We start from the raw sequence: 17655 nt of genomic DNA on the forward strand, positions 1-17655 counted from the left end.
TGCGTCTCCTTAGAAATAACCCTGACGTTTCTTCAGTTCCATCGAACCGGCCTGGTCGCGGTCAATCACACGGCCCTGGCGTTCGCTGGTAGTGGAGACCAGCATCTCTTCAATAATTTCCGGCAACGTTTGTGCTTCGGACTCCACCGCACCGGTCAGCGGCCAGCAGCCGAGGGTACGGAAACGCACCATACGCTGTTTGATCACTTCGCCCGGTTGCAGGTCGATGCGGTCATCATCCACCATCATCAACATGCCATCGCGCTCCAGTACCGGACGCGGTGCCGCGAGATACAGTGGCACAATCTCGATGTTTTCGAGGAAGATGTACTGCCAGATATCCAGTTCGGTCCAGTTGGAGAGCGGGAATACGCGAATGCTCTCACCTTTGTTAATCTGGCCGTTGTAGTTGTGCCACAGCTCCGGGCGCTGGTTTTTCGGATCCCAACGGTGGAAGCGGTCGCGAAACGAATAGATACGTTCTTTGGCGCGGGATTTCTCCTCGTCGCGACGCGCGCCACCAAAGGCCGCATCGAAGCCATATTTGTTCAGCGCCTGTTTCAGGCCTTCGGTTTTCATGATGTCGGTGTGCTTAGCGCTGCCATGCACAAACGGGTTGATGCCCATAGCGACCCCTTCCGGGTTACGGTGCACCAGCAGTTCTGCACCCATCGCCTTGACGGTGCGATCGCGAAACTCGTACATTTCGCGAAATTTCCAGCCGGTATCAACATGCAGCAGCGGAAATGGCAGCGTACCCGGATAGAAGGCTTTACGCGCCAGATGCAGCATCACCGAGGAGTCTTTGCCGATGGAGTACATCATCACCGGATTACTGAACTCGGCCGCCACCTCGCGGATGATATGGATACTCTCTGCCTCCAGTTGGCGCAGATGAGTGAGTCGGTTTTGGTCCATAATTTTTCCTCAAGCCAAATTGACAACGGCGGACTCGCGAGTCCCCTGCTGTGCTGAATGTTGAAACCAGGCGAGTTGCCCGTGCAAATTCACAACCTCACCAACCACCAGCAAGGCTGGTGTCGGCGCGACGGCGGCCAGCGCCTCCAACTGGTCTAAGGTGCCGGTCAGCACCTGTTGATCCTGACGCGTACCGCGACCAATCACCGCGACAGGTGTCGCCGGATCGCGCCCATGTTCTATCAGTCCGGTGGCTATTTCCGCCGCCTTCACCGTGCCCATATAGATCGCCAGCGTCTGACGTGCGCGTGCCAGTGACGGCCAGTCGATGCCGTTGCTGTCTGCGCGGCACTGACCGGTAATAAACATCACGCTCTGCGCATGGTCACGGTGAGTTAAAGGGATACCGGCATAGGCGGTTGCGCCTGCGGCTGCGGTAATACCCGGCACCACCTGAAACGGGATACCGGCAGCTTTGGCGGCCTGTAACTCTTCGCCGCCACGGCCAAAAATAAAGGGATCGCCACCTTTCAGGCGCACCACGCGTTTACCTTGCTGCGCCAGTTGCACCAGCAGGCGATTCGTCTCTTCCTGCGGGACGGAATGAGCACCGGCGCGTTTGCCAACACAAATCCGGTCAGCATCACGACGCACCAGTTCCAGCACCTCATCACTGACCAGATGGTCATACAGCACCACATCGGCCAGTTGCATGACCTGCAAGCCCCGCAGCGTCAGCAAACCACTGTCGCCAGGGCCTGCGCCCACCAGGGTAATTTCGCCCTGATTGTCGCTGTCGTTTTCCAGCTCGCGATCCAGGGTGCGACGCGCTTCATTAACGTTACCCGCCGCCATCTGGCTGGCAAACAGGCCGTTAAAGGCACGTTCCCAGAAACGGCGGCGTTCTGACATCTGGCGGTAACGCTGTTTCACTTTGTCACGCCATTGCCCGGCAACCTCGGCCATTTGCCCAAGGTTGGCCGGCAGCAGCGCTTCAATTTTTTCCCGCAGCAGGCGAGCCAACACCGGCGCGGTGCCACTGGAGGAGATCGCCACCACCAGCGGCGAACGATCGACAATCGAGGGAAAGATAAAGCTGCATTTCGGCTGGTCGTCCACCACGTTCACCAGCTTGTGACGCGCGTTGGCTGCTTCAAATACCTGGCTGTTGAGGGCGTTGTCATCGGTGGCGGCAATCACCAGAAACACGCCATCCAACTGCGCCGCATCAAAGGTCTGTGCAATCCACTCAATCGCCGCAATCTCATGCAGCGCCTGCAACTCATGGCCCAGCTCACGCGCAGCGACCAGCACGCGTGCCCCGGCGCGCCGCAGCAGCTCGATTTTGCGCGCAGCAATGTCGCCACCGCCGACAACCAGCACCGGACGGTTTTTGAGATCGGCAAAAAGAGGCAGATAATCCACGTTAACCTTGTCAGTTTTACAATAAGTTAACGCGACTATACGTCCCTGCCTTCTGGCAGATGAAATTACGAATTGGAATGAGTAGTTACCGAATGGAATAACGGGCCGGGATTGTTGAGAACATTTTGTGCTTAGCAAATGATATTGCTGGCGTTTCGGAGCAATTCAAATTGTGTAATACCGGTCACAGTTTCATACTAAAGCAGATTTTTTTTAGCATGACGGGATGTCAGAAAAGGACACACTATGTTTGCCACCCTCCGCCGCGCCCTGCTGGCAGCAGTGATAGCGGGCGGTTTTCCTCTCCTTGCTCAGGCCACAGACAGCGTACCGGGACAGTTTGCCGAACAACAATTGCGCCATATCGCAACCTATTTTCCAGGCCGGATGAGTGGTAGCCCGGCAGAGCTGATGACGGCGGATTACCTGCGTCAGCAGTTCACTCAGCTAGGTTATCAGAGCAATACGCGTCAGTTTAATACCGGTTATAACTGGCGCGAAAAACAGGGTCAGATGCGCTGGCACAAAGTCACTGCTACTTCGGTGATCGCCGCGCGTGCCGGTAGCGCGCCACAGGAGATCCTGATCGTGGCGCATCTTGATACCTGGACGCCACTCAGCAGCCGTGAAACCGACAACAACCTCGGCGGTCTGCGTTTACAGGGCGTGGATGACAACGCCTCCGGCCTTGGCGTAATGCTGGAGCTGGCGCAACAGTTAAGCAAAACGCCGTTGCATTATGGCGTGCGCTTTGTGGCGCTGAGTGCCGGTGAAACCGGGCTGCACGGGATGGATGATTATCTGTCGCGTATGGATGCCAAAGAGAAGAAAAACACCCTGTTGGTGATTGATCTGAACAGTTTGATCGTGGGTGATCATCTCTACTTTAACAGCGGGATCAATACCCCCTCCGCCGTGCGTAAGCAAACCAGCGGCCGTGCCGTGCAACTGGCGCACCGTCTGGGGATATCTGCTGTGACCCATACCTTAACCGCACGGGATTATCCGGGTGTGAATCCCTTCGATAAAGCCGGGTTGCCGCTGCTGGACGTGACGGCCAGCAACTGGGCGCTGGGTAATAAAGATGGCCAACAGCAGCGCGCACGCAGCCGCCACTTCCCGGATGGCAGCGTACGCCACCAAACCGAACGTGATAGTTTGAACTATCTCGACCACTGGCTACCGGGGCGTATCACGCAACGCACGCGTGATAGCGTGAAAATTCTGTTGCCACTGCTCACCGAGCTGGCGAATCCAACAACCTGAGGATCTGATATGTACGTGGTTTATCTGAACTATTTCCGCCCGGTGGCCGAAGTGGAAACGCTGCTCGCGCCACATATTGCGTGGCTGGATCGCTATTTCGCCAGCGGCGCGTTTATTGCGGCGGGACGTAAAGATCCACGCACCGGCGGCATGGTGCTGGTGAAGGATATGGAACGTGCTGAGTTGGATGCGATCCTGGCGGAAGACCCCTTTGTCGCGGTGGCGAATTACGACGTAACCAGGGTGAATGTGACGCGTGCCAGTGAGGCATTTGCGGCGTTAACTGGAATATAATCACCGAACCGTAGCGGCGCGATTTATCGCGCGTCTTTTAAACACCGCGCGATAAATCGCGCCGCTACGGTGAGAAGATTAACCTTCGTGAAGGCCGCACTCGCGCTTCAGACCAAAGAAGCGTGTTTCCTCTTCCGCCATCCCCGGCTCCCACTTCTTGGTGGTATGCGTATCTCCGACAGACAGATAGCCTTCGTCCCACAATGGATGGTATTTCAGGCCATGCTGTTTCAGGTACTGATGTACCTGGCGGTTATCCCAGTCGATAATCGGCAGCACCTTAAACACCCCACGCTGAATCGCCAGCACCGGCAAATGCGCGCGGCTGCCGGACTGATCGCGCCGCAGACCCGCAAACCAGGTTTGCGCTCCTAACGTTTCCAGCGCGCGGTTCATCGGTTCCACTTTGTTGATTTGGTTGTATTTCTCGATCCCTTCGACGCCCTGCTCCCACAACTTGCCATAGCGTGCTTCCTGCCAGGCCGGTGAGGTTTCCGCACGGAACACCTGGAGATTCAGGTTGAGCTTATCGGTCAGCTCATCGATAAAGCGATAGGTTTCCGGGAACAGATAACCGGTATCCGTGAGGATCACCGGAATATCCGGCTGTTGTTGCGTCACCATATGCAGCAACACCGCCGCCTGAATACCAAAGCTGGACGACAGCACAAACGCGCCAGGCAACTGCTTCAGTGCCCAGCCCAGACGCTCTTCTGCCGATTGTTTTTCCAGCTGCGCGTTGGTTTCCGCCAGCGCCATCACACGATCAATTTTGGGTAAATCATTCAGTGCTGCGAGATCGAGTACCGTCATACTGCCTCCGGGTCCCAAAAATCACGGGCGGGGTCAACCACTGGCTTCACGATGCCCGCGCGAATCACGAAGTCGCCAAAACCTTCTTCACCGTTACGCTCTTTCGCCCAGCGTCCAACCAGCTCATCAATGCTGGCGAGGATCTCCCCTTCGTTGATGTTCTCACGATACATGCGCGGAATACGGGTGCCGATGCGGTTGCCGCCAATATGCAGGTTATAACGACCTGGTGCTTTACCCACCAGACCGATTTCGGCCAGCATGGCACGGCCACAGCCGTTAGGACAACCGGTAACGCGTAACACTATGTGCTCATCACCCACGCCGTGGCCGTGCATGATCTCTTCGACCCTGGTCACAAATGAAGGCAGGAAACGTTCGGCTTCAGCCATCGCCAGCGGGCAAGTTGGGAAAGATACACAGGCCATCGAGTTTTCACGCTGCGGCGTCACCTGCTCCATCAAACCGTGTTCACGCGCAATGGCTTCAATCTGCGCTTTCTGTTTCTCCGGCACGCCCGCCACAATCAGGTTTTGGTTAGCGGTGAGGCGGAAATCGCCCTGATGTACTTTGGCGATTTCGGCAATGCCGCGCTTCAGTGGACGGCCCGGATAATCCAGCAGACGACCGTTTTCAATAAACAGCGTCAGGTGCCACTTCTTATCGACGCCTTTGATCCAGCCAATACGATCGCCACGGCTAGTGAATTCGTACGGACGCGTCGGACCGAAAGTGATACCGGCACGTTTTTCCACTTCAGCTTTAAAGGTTTCCACGCCCACGCGCTCCAGCGTGTATTTGGTTTTGGCGTTTTTACGATCGGTACGATTGCCCCAGTCACGCTGGGTGGTCACCACCGCCGCCGCGACATCAAGGATCTTCTCCACCGGCAGGAAACCAAACTCGCTGGCGGTGCGCGCATAGGTGGCTTTGTTACCGTGATCGATCGACAGACCACCGCCCACCAGCAGGTTAAAGCCCACCAGCTTGCCCTTCTCGGCGATGGCGATGAAGTTGAGATCGTTAGCGTGCAGATCCACGTCGTTATGCGGCGGGATCACCACCGTGGTTTTGAACTTACGTGGCAGGTAAGTTTCACCGAGGATCGGCTCCTCATCGGTGGTGGCAACCTTCTCCTGATCCCACCAGATCTCAGCATAGGCGCGCGTTTTCGGCAGCAGATGCTCCGACAGTTTTTTCGCCCACTCGTAAGCTTCCTGATGCAGCGCCGACTCCACCGGGTTCGAGGTACAAAGCACGTTACGGTTTACGTCGTTGGCCGTTGCTAACGCATCGAGGCCCACTTCATGCAGCATCTGATGTGTCGGTTTCACGTTCTTCTTCAGAATGCCGTGGAACTGGAACGTCTGGCGGTTGGTCAGGCGGATGCTGCCATAAATGGTTTTTTCGGTGGCAAACTTATCAATCGCCAGCCACTGGGTTGGCGTGATGATGCCGCCCGGCAGGCGGCAGCGCAGCATCATGGCATGACGCGGTTCGAGTTTCTGCGCCGCACGTTCCGCACGGATATCACGATCATCTTGCTGGTACATGCCGTGGAAACGGATCAGCAGGAAGTTATCGCCGTTAAAGCCACCGGTCAGGCCATCGTCGAGATCTTCGAGAATGGTGCCGCGCAGATAGTTGCTTTGTTTTTTCAGGCGCTCGGCGTCAACAAGCTTGCCTTCAACGACCAGCGGTCCAGGGTGTTTTTCACTCATTAGTAAACGTCTCGCTGATAACGGCGCTCAATGCGCAGCTCACTTAAAAACTCGTCAGCCGTTTCACGATCCATTGCACCGTGCTCGACCACCACATCCAGTAATGCCTGCTCAACGTCTTTCGCCATGCGATTGGCATCGCCGCAGACGTAAAGGTGTGCGCCCTCTTCGATCCAGCGCCACACTTCCGCACCTTTAGCGCGGATCTTATCTTGTACGTAAATCTTCTCCGCCTGATCGCGCGACCAGGCAAGGTCGATATTGGTCAGCAAGCCGTCTTTGACATACTTCTGCCATTCAACCTGATACAGGAAATCGTCGGTGAAGTGCGGGTTGCCGAAGAACAACCAGTTTTTACCGCCTGCACCCTCATTATCGCGCTGCTGCATAAAAGCGCGGAACGGCGCAATACCGGTGCCCGGACCGATCATAATCACCGGGGTTTCCGGGTTGGCAGGCAGACGGAAGTTATCGTTATGTTCGATAAATACCCGGATGTCACTGTCTTCTTCCAGACGATCCGCCAGCCAGGTGGAAGCACCGCCACCACGCTGACGTCCCTCAATCTCGTAGCGCACCGCACCCACCGTGATATGCACTTCAGTCTCGTTCTCGGCCTGCGAAGAGGCGATGGAGTAGAGGCGTGGCGTCAAAGGACGCAGCAGGCTGGTCAACTGTTCTGCATTCAATTCAGTCGGAGCCTGACGCACCATATCGACAATCGGCAGGCTCTGCGCGTAGTGCTGGAGTTTCGGCTTATCACCGACCAGCGCCAGCAGCGCGTCGTTACGTGACAACGCGGCGTAGTGTTCAACGATCTGCGGTGTATTAACCGTCAGCTCAAAATGACGTTGCAGTGCCTCCGCCAGCGGCAAGGTCTCACCGTGGATCGTCACCGGCTCATCGCCTTTCAGCCACAACAATTCCAGCAACTCTTTAACCAGCGCCGGATCGTTTTCAAACCAGACACCGAGGGCATCGCCCGGCTGGTAACGCAGACCGGAATCACCGAGATCGATTTCGATATGACGCACATCTTTATCGGAATCACGGCCAGTAATTTTCTGGTTTACGGCAAAGCTGGCAGTCAGCGGAGCTTCTTTGCTGTAGGGGCTGCTGTGGATTTCATTAATGCTACCCGCAGCGGTTACTGCTGCCACGGCTGGCGCTTCGCTCGGCACTCGCGCTTTGAGGATGTCGGTAATCTGCTTACGCCAGGCGCTTGCCTGCTCCGCATATTCCACATCGGCATCGACGCGATCCAGCAAACGTTCTGCGCCCAGTTCAGCCAGGCGGCTGTCGAAATCCTTACCGGCTTTGCTGAAGAATTCGTAGGAGGTGTCGCCCAGGCCGAATACGGCAAAGGCGGCGCCGTTCAGGGTCGGCGCTTTTTTCGACATCAGGAATTTATGTAACGCCACTGCTTCTTCTGGTGGCTCGCCTTCACCCTGGGTGGAGGTCACCACCACCAGCAGTTTTTCCTGGCCGATTTGTTTGAATTTGTAGTCACCGGCATTGACCAGATTGACGTTCAGTTTTGCCGCCAGCAGGTCATCACGCAGTTGTTCCGCCAGGCGACGGGCATTGCCGGTTTGCGATGCGGAGATCAACAGGATGGTCGGCACCTCGGCCTGCACCTGTGCCGGTGTGGCAACGGCACCAGGGGTCTGGTTGACCATGCCCCAGAAATAACCCGAAAGCCATGCCATTTGGGTGGTAGAGAAATCGGTAGTCGCTGCCTGTAAGCGCGCGAGTTGCTCCGGGGTTAGCGGCAGCAGTGAACCTGGGGGTGCCTGAGTCGTCATCGCGTTAAAAATTCCAGTATCAGAAGTCCGGACCGTAAAGTGGCGGAAGAGTGAATAGGTTACCGGCCCGTATATTAACGATTAAATAAAGCTTCGACATAATAAATAACCAAAATGACTAAGTGGTTTTTCGGGTAATGCTAACCAGCAAAAGTGGTAAATAAAGCAATTTATATTCAACGAGTTAATTTATCGCTTCTTCAGGCTGAGTGCGTAAAATGCCCTGTTCAGCGGTAACGGGTGCTAAAAATCTGTATTTCAGGTAGACTTCAGCGGATTTTATGTTGAGGCCATTATGTCTACCACGTTGTTTAAAGAGTTCCAGTTTGAAGCGGCGCACCGCTTACCTCATGTACCTGAGGGGCATAAATGCGGTCGTTTGCACGGCCACTCCTTTCTGGTGCGGCTGGAAATTACCGGGGAAGTGGATGCTTATACCGGTTGGGTTATGGATTTTGCAGAATTGAAAGCGGCCTTTGCACCGCTCTATGATCGCCTCGATCATCACTATCTGAATGACATTCCCGGTCTGGAGAATCCCACCAGTGAAGTGCTGGCAAAATGGATTTGGGATGAGATGAAGCCGATTCTGCCAGAATTGAGCGCTGTGATGATCAAAGAAACCTGCACCGCAGGTTGTGTCTATCGCGGCTAAAAATCGTAGTGGCGCGATTTATCGCGCTTTTGCATTGGCGCTGTGGCCCAAAGATGCGCGATAAATCGCGCCGCTACGGGTGTCATCAGGCGATATTGAGATATTTGTGGGTCTGCATCGACAAACGCCAGTTACGGGCGATGCAGGTTTCAATGCACAGTTTGGTCGCCGCATCACCCCGGCTGATCGGCTGTAACGCGATAATACGCGGTTTCTCGTCATGCAATCCCGCCAGCAGCGCATCCAGCGCTTCAATATCCCGCACGCGCGCCACCGGATGTTTAATTTCATCAGCCCGCTGCAACGCCTGCGGCAGCACATCATAGCCACCGCGCATATTCACCTTAGGTGAAACCGTCACCCAGGTGGCGTCGGAACAACGAATTTCATGGGTACCACTGGTTTCAATCTGGCAGGCAAAGCCCGCTGCTTCCAGTGCGCTGGTCAGTGGGCGTAAATCGTAGATGGCCGGTTCACCACCGGTGATCACAATGTGGCGTGCCGTCCAACCCTGGCGCTGAATCGTCTCCAGCAGCATCGCCGGGTCAGCGTTGCCCCAGGCGTCGCTTTCCACTGTTTTGACCAGAATGTCACCAAGCGAGGTCTCCCGATCTGCCAGCTTATCCCAGGTATGTTTGGTATCACACCAGCTACAGCCGACCGGACATCCCTGCAAACGGATGAACAGCGCCGGAACGCCCGTGTAAAAACCTTCGCCCTGTAGTGTCTGGAACATTTCGTTAATCGGGTAGTACATTTTTTACTCACTTCACTCATTCAAGGCGCAGATTATGGCAGATCTGTCACCGGTAACAACAGCGGCTTTACGTCAAAAATGCAAAAGCCCCGCCAGAGCGGGGCTTAGCAACAGGCGACACTGCCTTACGGCAGCATCAGCAGGCGATTACGCCTGGCCTTTAACTTCTTTCAGACCGTTGAAAGGTGCTTTAGCACCCAGCGCTTCTTCGATACGAATCAGCTGGTTGTATTTAGCAACGCGGTCAGAACGGCTCATTGAACCGGTTTTGATCTGGCCAGCCGCAGTACCTACCGCCAGGTCAGCGATGGTTGCATCTTCGGTTTCACCTGAACGGTGAGAGATCACCGCGGTGTAGCCTGCGTCTTTTGCCATCTTGATAGCAGCCAGAGTTTCGGTCAGAGAACCGATCTGGTTGAATTTGATCAGGATGGAGTTAGCGATGCCTTTCTCGATACCTTCTTTCAGGATCTTGGTGTTGGTTACGAACAGGTCGTCACCAACCAGCTGGATTTTGTCGCCCAGTACTTTGGTCTGGTAAGCGAAGCCCGCCCAGTCAGACTCGTCCAGACCGTCTTCGATAGAGACGATCGGGTACTGTTTGGTCAGATCTTCCAGGAAGTGAGTGAACTCTTCAGAGGTGAATGCTTTACCGCCTTCACCGGCCAGCACGTATTTGCCGTCTTTGTAGAATTCAGATGCCGCGCAGTCCATCGCCAGGGTGATGTCTTTGCCCAGCTCGTAGCCTGCTGCTTTTACCGCTTCCGCGATAACAGCCAGGGCTTCGGCGTTAGAACCCAGGTTCGGCGCGTAGCCACCTTCGTCACCCACTGCGGTGTTCATGCCTTTGCTTTTCAGCACTTTCGCCAGGTGATGGAAAACTTCAGAACCCATACGGATGGCTTCTTTTACAGTCTTCGCGCCAACCGGCTGAATCATGAATTCCTGGATGTCGACGTTGTTGTCAGCGTGCTCACCACCGTTGATGATGTTCATCATTGGCAGCGGCATAGAGTATTTGCCCGGGGTGCCGTTCAGTTCAGCGATGTGCTCATACAGCGGCTGACCTTTAGAAGCCGCAGCCGCTTTTGCCGCAGCCAGAGAAACGGCCAGAATGGCGTTTGCACCGAAGTTGGATTTGTTCTCAGTACCGTCCAGCTCGATCATGATCTTATCGATGTTCGCCTGGTCTTTGGCATCTTTGCCTTTTACCGCGTCAGCGATCGGACCGTTAACCGCCGCAACCGCTTTGGTCACGCCTTTGCCCAGGAAACGAGATTTGTCACCGTCACGCAGCTCCAGCGCTTCGCGAGAACCGGTTGATGCACCTGACGGGGCAGCAGCCAGACCAACGAAACCACCTTCCAGATGCACTTCTGCTTCTACAGTCGGGTTGCCACGGGAGTCGATAATTTCGCGACCGATGACTTTTACGATTTTGGACATTCGATTTTCCTCAGTACAAGTTAGTCAATCCTAAGACAAACAACGCGCGAAGACTTCGCGCGCTGCTCGTGAAACTTACTTCGCTAACCGCTTCTGGTATTCCTGCGCCGCTTTAACAAAGCCAGCAAACAGTGGATGACCATCGCGCGGGGTCGACGTGAATTCCGGGTGGAACTGACAGGCCACAAACCACGGGTGGTTTGGAATCTCAATGATTTCGACCAGTTGATCGTCACCGGAACGGCCCGCAATGCGCAGACCCGCCGCTTCAATCTGCTTCAACAGCATATTGTTTACTTCATAACGGTGGCGGTGACGTTCAGTGATCACGTCTGAGCCGTACAGCTGGCGTACTTTGCTTTCCGGCGTAAGCTGGCACTGCTGGCTACCCAGACGCATGGTGCCGCCCAGATCGCTCTGCTCGCTACGCACTTCGACGTTGCCTTCTTCGTCACGCCATTCGGTGATCAGCGCAACCACCGGGTACTTACAGTCTGGCACAAATTCAGTTGAGTTGGCGCCAGCCATACCCGCCACATTGCGGGCAAATTCCATCAGTGCAACCTGCATTCCCAGGCAGATACCGAGGTAAGGCACGTTGTTTTCACGCGCGTATTGCGCGGTCATCAGTTTGCCTTCCACCCCACGGTAGCCAAAGCCACCCGGAATCAGGATAGCATCCAGATCTTTCAGTAATTCGACACCACGCGTTTCAACATCCTGCGAATCGATCAGCTTGATGTTAACGGTGACGCGATTTTTCAGGCCGCCATGTTTCAGCGCTTCAATCACGGATTTGTAGGCATCCGGCAGTTCGACATATTTGCCGACCATACCGATGGTCACTTCGCCGCCCGGATTGGCTTCTTCGTAAATCACCTGCTCCCACTCGGCCAGGTTGGCTTCCGGGGCATTCAGGTTGAAGCGTTTGCAGATGTAGTCATCCAGACCCTGTGATTTCAACAAACCCGGGATCTTGTAGATGGAGTCGACATCTTTCAGTGAAATAACCGCTTTTTCCGGAACGTTACAGAACAGCGCGATTTTGGCGCGTTCGTTAGCCGGTACGGCGCGGTCAGAACGGCAGATCAACACATCCGGCTGAATCCCGATGGAGAGCAGTTCTTTTACCGAGTGCTGCGTTGGCTTGGTTTTCACTTCGCCTGCGGCAGCCATGTACGGCACCAGCGTCAGGTGCATATACATGGTGTGTTCACGGCCCACATCGACCGCCATCTGGCGAATCGCTTCGAGGAACGGCAGTGACTCGATATCCCCCACGGTGCCGCCGATTTCCACCAGAACGACGTCGTGACCTTCGCCACCTTCAATGATGCGTTCTTTGATGGCGTTGGTGATGTGTGGGATAACCTGAATGGTCGCGCCCAGATAGTCGCCACGACGCTCTTTGCGCAGCACTTCTGAGTAGATACGACCGGTAGTAAAGTTGTTGCGACGCGTCATTTTGGTACGAATGAAGCGCTCATAGTGACCCAAATCCAGATCGGTTTCGGCCCCGTCATCGGTGACAAAAACTTCACCGTGCTGAGTTGGGCTCATGGTACCCGGATCGACGTTGATGTACGGATCGAGTTTCATGATGGTCACATTCAGACCACGCGCTTCAAGGATGGCTGCGAGGGAGGCTGCGGCAATGCCTTTCCCCAGAGAGGAAACGACCCCGCCGGTCACAAAAATATAGTTCGTTGTCATGCTGAACCTGAGAGTTTAGGTTTAAAGACGGTGGAATAACCAGGACGGGAAAACAGTATACCTGAAGTCGTCACCTGCCACAATTGATCAATCACCACCCTCTCCTCCTACGCAGTGCAGCGGGTAACATAGCGGATAGCCAGGGTTGAAATGTTGACGCACGTCACAAAGTCACCGCATGGCTGAATCGAGTAAGCTCAAGCGGCGATTTTATGCGCAACGCTGGAATAATCAACAAATCGCAGCGGATCACGTTACTCCTTGTTCTCGCTGACTTTCACCTGTTGCCAGGCTTCTTCCATCTGCTCCAGCGTGGCGTCACTCATCGCCATCCCCTGCGCGCCAATCAACGCTTCCACCTGGCGAAAACGGCGTTCAAATTTGTCGTTGGCCTTCTGTAGCGCCACTTCCGCTTTGCTGCCAAGATGGCGAGAAAGATTTACCGTAGCGAATAATAAATCGCCGATTTCTTCCTCAAGTTTGTCACTGTCGACCACCGCCTGCTGCGCTTCGTGCATCACTTCGTCAATCTCTTCATGCACTTTATCCAGCACCGGCCCCAGGCTATTCCAGTCGAAACCGACGTTGCTGCAACGTTTCTGGATTTTGTGCGCACGCATCAACGCGGGCAGCGCTTTAGGGATATCATCCAGCGCCGAATGCTGCGCTTTTTCCGCACGCTCGCTATGTTTGATGGCTTCCCAGTTTTTCAGCACCTCCTGCGCGTCCTCCGCTTTGACATCGCCAAAGATGTGCGGATGACGGCGTTCGAGTTTATCGCTGATAGCGTTGCAGATATCGTCAAAATCAAAGCGCTGCTGCTCGTTGGCCATTTGCGCGTAAAACACCACCTGAAACAGCAGGTCGCCTAATTCTCCACGTAGATCATCAAAATCTTCACGCTGGATGGCATCGAGTACTTCGTAGGTTTCTTCCAGCGTATAAGGCGCGATTGAGGCGAACGTTTGCTGACGATCCCACGGGCAGCCTTGCTGCGGATCGCGCAGGGTTTGCATGATGGTGAGCAGGCGTTGGAGGGCATTCATGGGCGGATCCTTTAAGAATAAGTTGGGTGCGGTCGGTTACCCTCACCCCGGCCCTCTCCCATAAGGGAGAGGGAGATGTGCGGCTGATCGGTTCCCTCTCCCATAAGGGAGAGGGAGAGGGCGATGTGCGGCTCGATCAGTTCCCTCTCCCGCTTGCGGGAGAGGGTTAGGGTGAGGGCTAAGGTGAGGGGAAAAATTAGTGTAACCGCCGTGCGTCGATAATATCCGGCACCTGGTTCAGTCGAGCCAGTACGCGGCCCAGCACCTGCTGGTTATAGATCTCGATATCCATATCAATGGTTGCCAGTTGCTTGCGGGTATCGCTGCGGCTGGAGACGCCCAGCACGTTCACCTTCTCATTCGCCAGAATCGTGGTGATATCACGCAGCAGACCGCTACGGTCGTTCGCTGTGACGCGCACCACCAGCGAATAACCACTGGAATAACTTTCGCCCCACACCGCATCGACAATGCGCTCCGGCGCATGGGAGATCAGCTCAGCCAACTGGTCACAATCAGCACGGTGGATCGAGATGCCACGTCCCTGGGTAATAAAACCGACGATATCGTCGCCCGGAATGGGCTGACAGCAACGAGCGATGTGGTGCAGCAGGTTGCCGACCCCTTCCACCACCACGCGGCCACTCTCTTTACGCGCTGAAGGCGTATACGATTTCTGCGTCAGTTGGCGCAGTGCTTCACGATCTTCCTCTTCCGCGCTCGGCTTATTCAGCTTGCCTTGCAGGAAGTTAACCATCTGATTAAGGCGAATATCGCCACCGCCAATCGCCGCCAGCAACTCATCCAACGAGGTGACGTTATAGCGCGGCAGCAGCAGTTTCTCCGCCTCACGCAGGCTGATATCCAGCTGCGTCAACTCCGTATCCAGAATCTGGCGACCAGCAATAATATTCTTGTCGCGATCCTGCTTACGGAACCAGTTGTGAATCTTCGAACGACCACGGCTGGTCGTGATATAGCCGAGGTTCGGGTTAAGCCAGTCGCGACTCGGGTTGGGCTGCTTCTGGGTGATCACCTCAACCTGGTCGCCCATCTGCAACTGATAGGTGAACGGCACGATGCGCCCACCAATTTTCGCGCCGATGCAGCGGTGGCCGATATCGCTGTGGATGTGGTAGGCGAAATCGAGCGGGGTTGAACCGGCAGGCAAGTCCACCACATCCCCTTTCGGGGTAAAGACATAAACGCGATCGTCAAACACCTGACTGCGCACTTCTTCCAGCATCTCGCCAGAGTCCGCCATCTCTTCTTGCCAGGTGATTAACTTACGCAGCCAGGCGATACGTTCTTCATGGCCTGCCGCACCGCGTGTATTGCTGCTGGTCGGCCCTTCTTTGTATTTCCAGTGCGCCGCTACACCCAGCTCGGCATCTTCATGCATCTGACGGGTACGAATCTGGATTTCTACCGTTTTGCCCTGCGGCCCCAGCACCACGGTGTGGATGGACTGATAACCATTAGGCTTCGGGTTGGCGACGTAGTCGTCAAACTCGCTGGGCAGGTGACGATACAGGGTATGCACCGTACCCAGCGCACCGTAGCAGTCCTGCAAACGTTCCGCGACGATACGCACCGCGCGCACGTCGAACAACTCATCAAACGCCAGCGATTTTTTCTGCATCTTGCGCCAGATGCTATAGATGTGTTTCGGACGGCCATACACCTCAGCACGCACGCCCTCTTTCTGCATCTCTTTACGCAGGTTATCGACAAAGTTTTCGATGTACTGTTCACGATCGATACGCCGCTCATGCAGCAGCTTAGCAATACGTTTGTATTCATCGGGATGGAGATAGCGGAAGCAGTAATCTTCCAGCTCCCATTTGAGCTGGCCGATACCGAGGCGGTTAGCCAGCGGCGCATAGATATTGGTGCTTTCTTTCGCGGCGAGGACGCGCTCATCTTCCGGCGCGTCTTTCATTTCACGCAGGTGAGCGATACGTTCCGCCAGCTTGATGACGACGCAGCGGAAATCTTCCACCATCGCCAGCAGCATACGGCGCACGTTATCGACCTGTTCAGAGGCCATCGAGTCGTTATGGATCGCTTTCAGCTGACGGATCGCATCCATATCGCGTACGCCATGCACCAGCGAAACAATGCCTTTGCCGACGGTTTGCTCCAGCTCTTCTTCGCTGACCACGTCGGCATTCGCCAGCGGGAAAATCAGCGCGGCACGCAGGCTGTCAATATCCATACTCAGCATCGAGAGAATTTCCACCATCTCGATACCGCGCCACAACAGCAGAGCTTGATCAGGATGGTCGTGCGTTTCGGCTTCACAGTAGCGCCAGGTGTCAGCCAGACGCTGACAGGATTGCGGGTTAGCAATACCCAAACTGGCAATCCACTGGTCGAGGGCAAACTCCCCCGCCGTATTTAAATGCGCACTTCTAACCGCAACCATATCCTCTCCTGCCACAGCGACTTAGGTGTCGCTTATGTTTTGCTGAACAGCACCATGGATTCGAGATGGCTGGTATGAGGGAACATATCCAGCATCGCGACCCTTTCCAAATGGTAACCCGCTGACAGTAATGTCTGACTGTCGCGGGCAAGTGTTGTCGGGTTACAAGAAACATAGACCACGCGTTCCGGCGCAAGTTTAACAATGTGCGACATCACACCCGCCGCCCCGGCACGCGCCGGGTCCAGTAACACCTTATTAAATCCCTGCGCAGCCCATGCCTGGCGCGCAACGTCTTCCTCCAGGTTATGCTGGAAAAAACGGACATTTTTCAGATTATTCAGGTCTGCATTATACGCTGCCTGCCGTACTAATGCTGCAACGCCCTCCACACCAACGGCATTTTCTACGAACTTTCCTATAGGCAATGTGAAGTTGCCCATGCCGCAAAACAGATCCAGCACCCGGTCCTGTGGCTTCAGGTCGAGCCAGTCGATGGCTTTCGCTACCATTTGCTGATTCACCCCATCATTCACCTGAATGAAATCCTGTGGGCTGAAGGTCAGTTGCAGGTTGAATGAGCGATAAAACGGCGTATCAGGCTTCAGGGCTGTCAGATCATCGCTACCATCAGCGAGATACAGCATCACATCATGTTCATGCGAAAAGCGTTCCAGTTTTGCACGATCGTCTGAGGACAATGCATCAAGATGGCGCAGCACCATCAGCGGGCCATTATCCGCCAGCACCAGTTCAACATGGCCCAGACGTTTCACCGCATTTAAGCCACTGAGGCAGTGGTGCAGAGGCCGTAATAACGCTTCAAGTTCGGGCGCCAGAATGGGGCATTGCGTCAACTCCACCAAATCATTACTGGCCGCCTGGCGAAACCCCATCTGCAAACGCTGCTGTTTTGGGTGCCACTGCAACCCCAAGCGCGCGCGACGACGATAACCCCAGGCGTGGCCGCTGATGATTTCATCGACGCGCACCGGCAAAGGGGCGTCACGACTCAGCATCCTTGCCAGCGCCCTGGCTTTGCTTTGTTCCTGCAACGCCACCGAGACATGCTGTTGCTGACAACCGCCACACACGCCAAAGTGCGGGCAGCGCGGTGCCACTCGCTCTGCACTGGGATTGGTGATACGCGTAGCTTTTGCGCGCGCGTACTGGCGTTTATCCTCCAACAGCGTCACTTCAGCCTGCTCGCCGGGTAGCGCACCGCTGACAAACATCGCTTTGCCATTATGGCGCGCAACACCTTGTCCAAAGGGATCAAGGTCTTCGATAGTGACGGTAATACGTTGCCTGGTCGTCACCCGCTGTTTTGCGGAGTAAAATTGCGCCATAGTGTTGTAAATTCTCTAT

Annotated in this window: 14 protein-coding genes; 3 read left to right on the plus strand and 11 right to left on the minus strand. The window is 55.2% G+C overall.

Going from position 1 to position 17655, the window contains the following annotated elements; genetic code table 11:
• Positions 1–9 precede the first annotated feature (9 nt).
• Positions 10–918 carry a sulfate adenylyltransferase subunit CysD gene (gene cysD / locus AC6I8R_RS16250; protein ID WP_021184526.1) on the minus strand — a complete coding sequence of 303 codons (909 nt, stop codon included), beginning with the start codon at positions 916–918 and terminating at the stop codon, positions 10–12.
• Between the two features lie 9 nt (positions 919–927).
• Entirely contained in the window at positions 928–2343 is a 1416-nt protein-coding gene (gene cysG / locus AC6I8R_RS16255) for a siroheme synthase CysG (protein ID WP_497832582.1), read from the minus strand.
• Positions 2344–2589: 246 nt separating this feature from the next.
• Here cysG and AC6I8R_RS16260 point away from each other — a divergent pair, with 246 nt between their 5' ends.
• Both AC6I8R_RS16260 and AC6I8R_RS16265 read left to right on the plus strand, forming a co-directional pair.
• A complete protein-coding gene (locus tag AC6I8R_RS16260; protein ID WP_021184528.1) occupies positions 2590–3609 on the plus strand; it encodes an aminopeptidase in 1020 nt (339 codons plus the stop codon).
• A gap of 9 nt (positions 3610–3618) precedes the next feature.
• The gene (locus AC6I8R_RS16265) at positions 3619–3903 is read left to right on the plus strand and encodes a YciI family protein (protein ID WP_021184529.1); all 285 of its coding nucleotides are present in this window, start codon (positions 3619–3621) and stop codon (positions 3901–3903) included.
• 78 nt (positions 3904–3981) lie between these two features.
• On the opposite strand, the gene AC6I8R_RS16270 is transcribed toward AC6I8R_RS16265, so the two are convergent.
• The 3 genes from AC6I8R_RS16270 to cysJ are packed head-to-tail and all read right to left on the minus strand — an operon-like array spanning position 3982 to position 8242.
• Positions 3982–4716 carry a phosphoadenylyl-sulfate reductase gene (locus tag AC6I8R_RS16270; RefSeq protein ID WP_021184530.1) on the minus strand — a complete coding sequence of 245 codons (735 nt, stop codon included), beginning with the start codon at positions 4714–4716 and terminating at the stop codon, positions 3982–3984.
• The gene (cysI, locus tag AC6I8R_RS16275; RefSeq protein ID WP_021184531.1) at positions 4713–6437 is read right to left on the minus strand and encodes an assimilatory sulfite reductase (NADPH) hemoprotein subunit; all 1725 of its coding nucleotides are present in this window, start codon (positions 6435–6437) and stop codon (positions 4713–4715) included. The genes AC6I8R_RS16270 and cysI overlap by 4 nt, the downstream gene beginning before the upstream one ends.
• Complete coding sequence (gene cysJ / locus AC6I8R_RS16280; protein ID WP_497832583.1) at positions 6437–8242, minus strand: NADPH-dependent assimilatory sulfite reductase flavoprotein subunit; 1806 nt, start codon at positions 8240–8242, stop codon at positions 6437–6439. The genes cysI and cysJ overlap by 1 nt, the downstream gene beginning before the upstream one ends.
• A 292-nt stretch (positions 8243–8534) precedes the next feature.
• Here cysJ and queD point away from each other — a divergent pair, with 292 nt between their 5' ends.
• Complete coding sequence (queD, locus tag AC6I8R_RS16285) at positions 8535–8897, plus strand: 6-carboxytetrahydropterin synthase QueD (protein ID WP_190274667.1); 363 nt, start codon at positions 8535–8537, stop codon at positions 8895–8897.
• 85 nt (positions 8898–8982) lie between these two features.
• On the opposite strand, the gene queE is transcribed toward queD, so the two are convergent.
• The 6 genes from queE to rlmD all read right to left on the minus strand — a co-directional run bounded on the left by queE (position 8983) and on the right by rlmD (position 17636).
• Positions 8983–9654 carry a 7-carboxy-7-deazaguanine synthase QueE gene (gene queE, locus AC6I8R_RS16290; protein WP_021184534.1) on the minus strand — a complete coding sequence of 224 codons (672 nt, stop codon included), beginning with the start codon at positions 9652–9654 and terminating at the stop codon, positions 8983–8985.
• 147 nt (positions 9655–9801) lie between these two features.
• The gene (gene eno / locus AC6I8R_RS16295; RefSeq protein ID WP_013510243.1) at positions 9802–11100 is read right to left on the minus strand and encodes a phosphopyruvate hydratase; all 1299 of its coding nucleotides are present in this window, start codon (positions 11098–11100) and stop codon (positions 9802–9804) included.
• A gap of 75 nt (positions 11101–11175) precedes the next feature.
• Positions 11176–12813: a glutamine hydrolyzing CTP synthase gene (pyrG, locus tag AC6I8R_RS16300; protein WP_036626558.1), complete on the minus strand. Its 1638-nt coding sequence runs from the start codon at positions 12811–12813 to the stop codon at positions 11176–11178.
• Positions 12814–13067: 254 nt separating this feature from the next.
• Entirely contained in the window at positions 13068–13859 is a 792-nt protein-coding gene (mazG, locus tag AC6I8R_RS16305) for a nucleoside triphosphate pyrophosphohydrolase (protein ID WP_497832584.1), read from the minus strand.
• Positions 13860–14055: 196 nt separating this feature from the next.
• On the minus strand, positions 14056–16287 hold the full coding sequence (relA, locus tag AC6I8R_RS16310) for a GTP diphosphokinase (RefSeq protein WP_021184537.1): 2232 nt from the start codon (positions 16285–16287) through the stop codon (positions 14056–14058).
• 32 nt (positions 16288–16319) lie between these two features.
• Positions 16320–17636 carry a 23S rRNA (uracil(1939)-C(5))-methyltransferase RlmD gene (gene rlmD / locus AC6I8R_RS16315; protein WP_497832585.1) on the minus strand — a complete coding sequence of 439 codons (1317 nt, stop codon included), beginning with the start codon at positions 17634–17636 and terminating at the stop codon, positions 16320–16322.
• Positions 17637–17655: the final 19 nt, after the last annotated feature.

Source organism: Pantoea sp. X-Soil-OKNW-713 (assembly GCF_059730685.1).

Excerpts from the sequence above, each read along its gene's own strand:
- cysI (WP_021184531.1), bottom strand. The coding sequence starts at position 6,437 with ATGAGTGAAAAACACCCTGGACCGCTGGTCGTTGAAGGCAAGCTTGTT.
- pyrG (WP_036626558.1), bottom strand. The coding sequence starts at position 12,813 with ATGACAACGAACTATATTTTTGTGACCGGCGGGGTCGTTTCCTCTCTG.
- relA (WP_021184537.1), bottom strand. The coding sequence starts at position 16,287 with ATGGTTGCGGTTAGAAGTGCGCATTTAAATACGGCGGGGGAGTTTGCC.
- AC6I8R_RS16265 (WP_021184529.1), top strand. The coding sequence starts at position 3,619 with ATGTACGTGGTTTATCTGAACTATTTCCGCCCGGTGGCCGAAGTGGAA.
- cysJ (WP_497832583.1), bottom strand. The coding sequence starts at position 8,242 with ATGACGACTCAGGCACCCCCAGGTTCACTGCTGCCGCTAACCCCGGAG.
- queE (WP_021184534.1), bottom strand. The coding sequence starts at position 9,654 with ATGTACTACCCGATTAACGAAATGTTCCAGACACTACAGGGCGAAGGT.
- rlmD (WP_497832585.1), bottom strand. The coding sequence starts at position 17,636 with ATGGCGCAATTTTACTCCGCAAAACAGCGGGTGACGACCAGGCAACGT.
- eno (WP_013510243.1), bottom strand. The coding sequence starts at position 11,100 with ATGTCCAAAATCGTAAAAGTCATCGGTCGCGAAATTATCGACTCCCGT.
- cysD (WP_021184526.1), bottom strand. The coding sequence starts at position 918 with ATGGACCAAAACCGACTCACTCATCTGCGCCAACTGGAGGCAGAGAGT.
- mazG (WP_497832584.1), bottom strand. The coding sequence starts at position 13,859 with ATGAATGCCCTCCAACGCCTGCTCACCATCATGCAAACCCTGCGCGAT.
- AC6I8R_RS16260 (WP_021184528.1), top strand. The coding sequence starts at position 2,590 with ATGTTTGCCACCCTCCGCCGCGCCCTGCTGGCAGCAGTGATAGCGGGC.
- AC6I8R_RS16270 (WP_021184530.1), bottom strand. The coding sequence starts at position 4,716 with ATGACGGTACTCGATCTCGCAGCACTGAATGATTTACCCAAAATTGAT.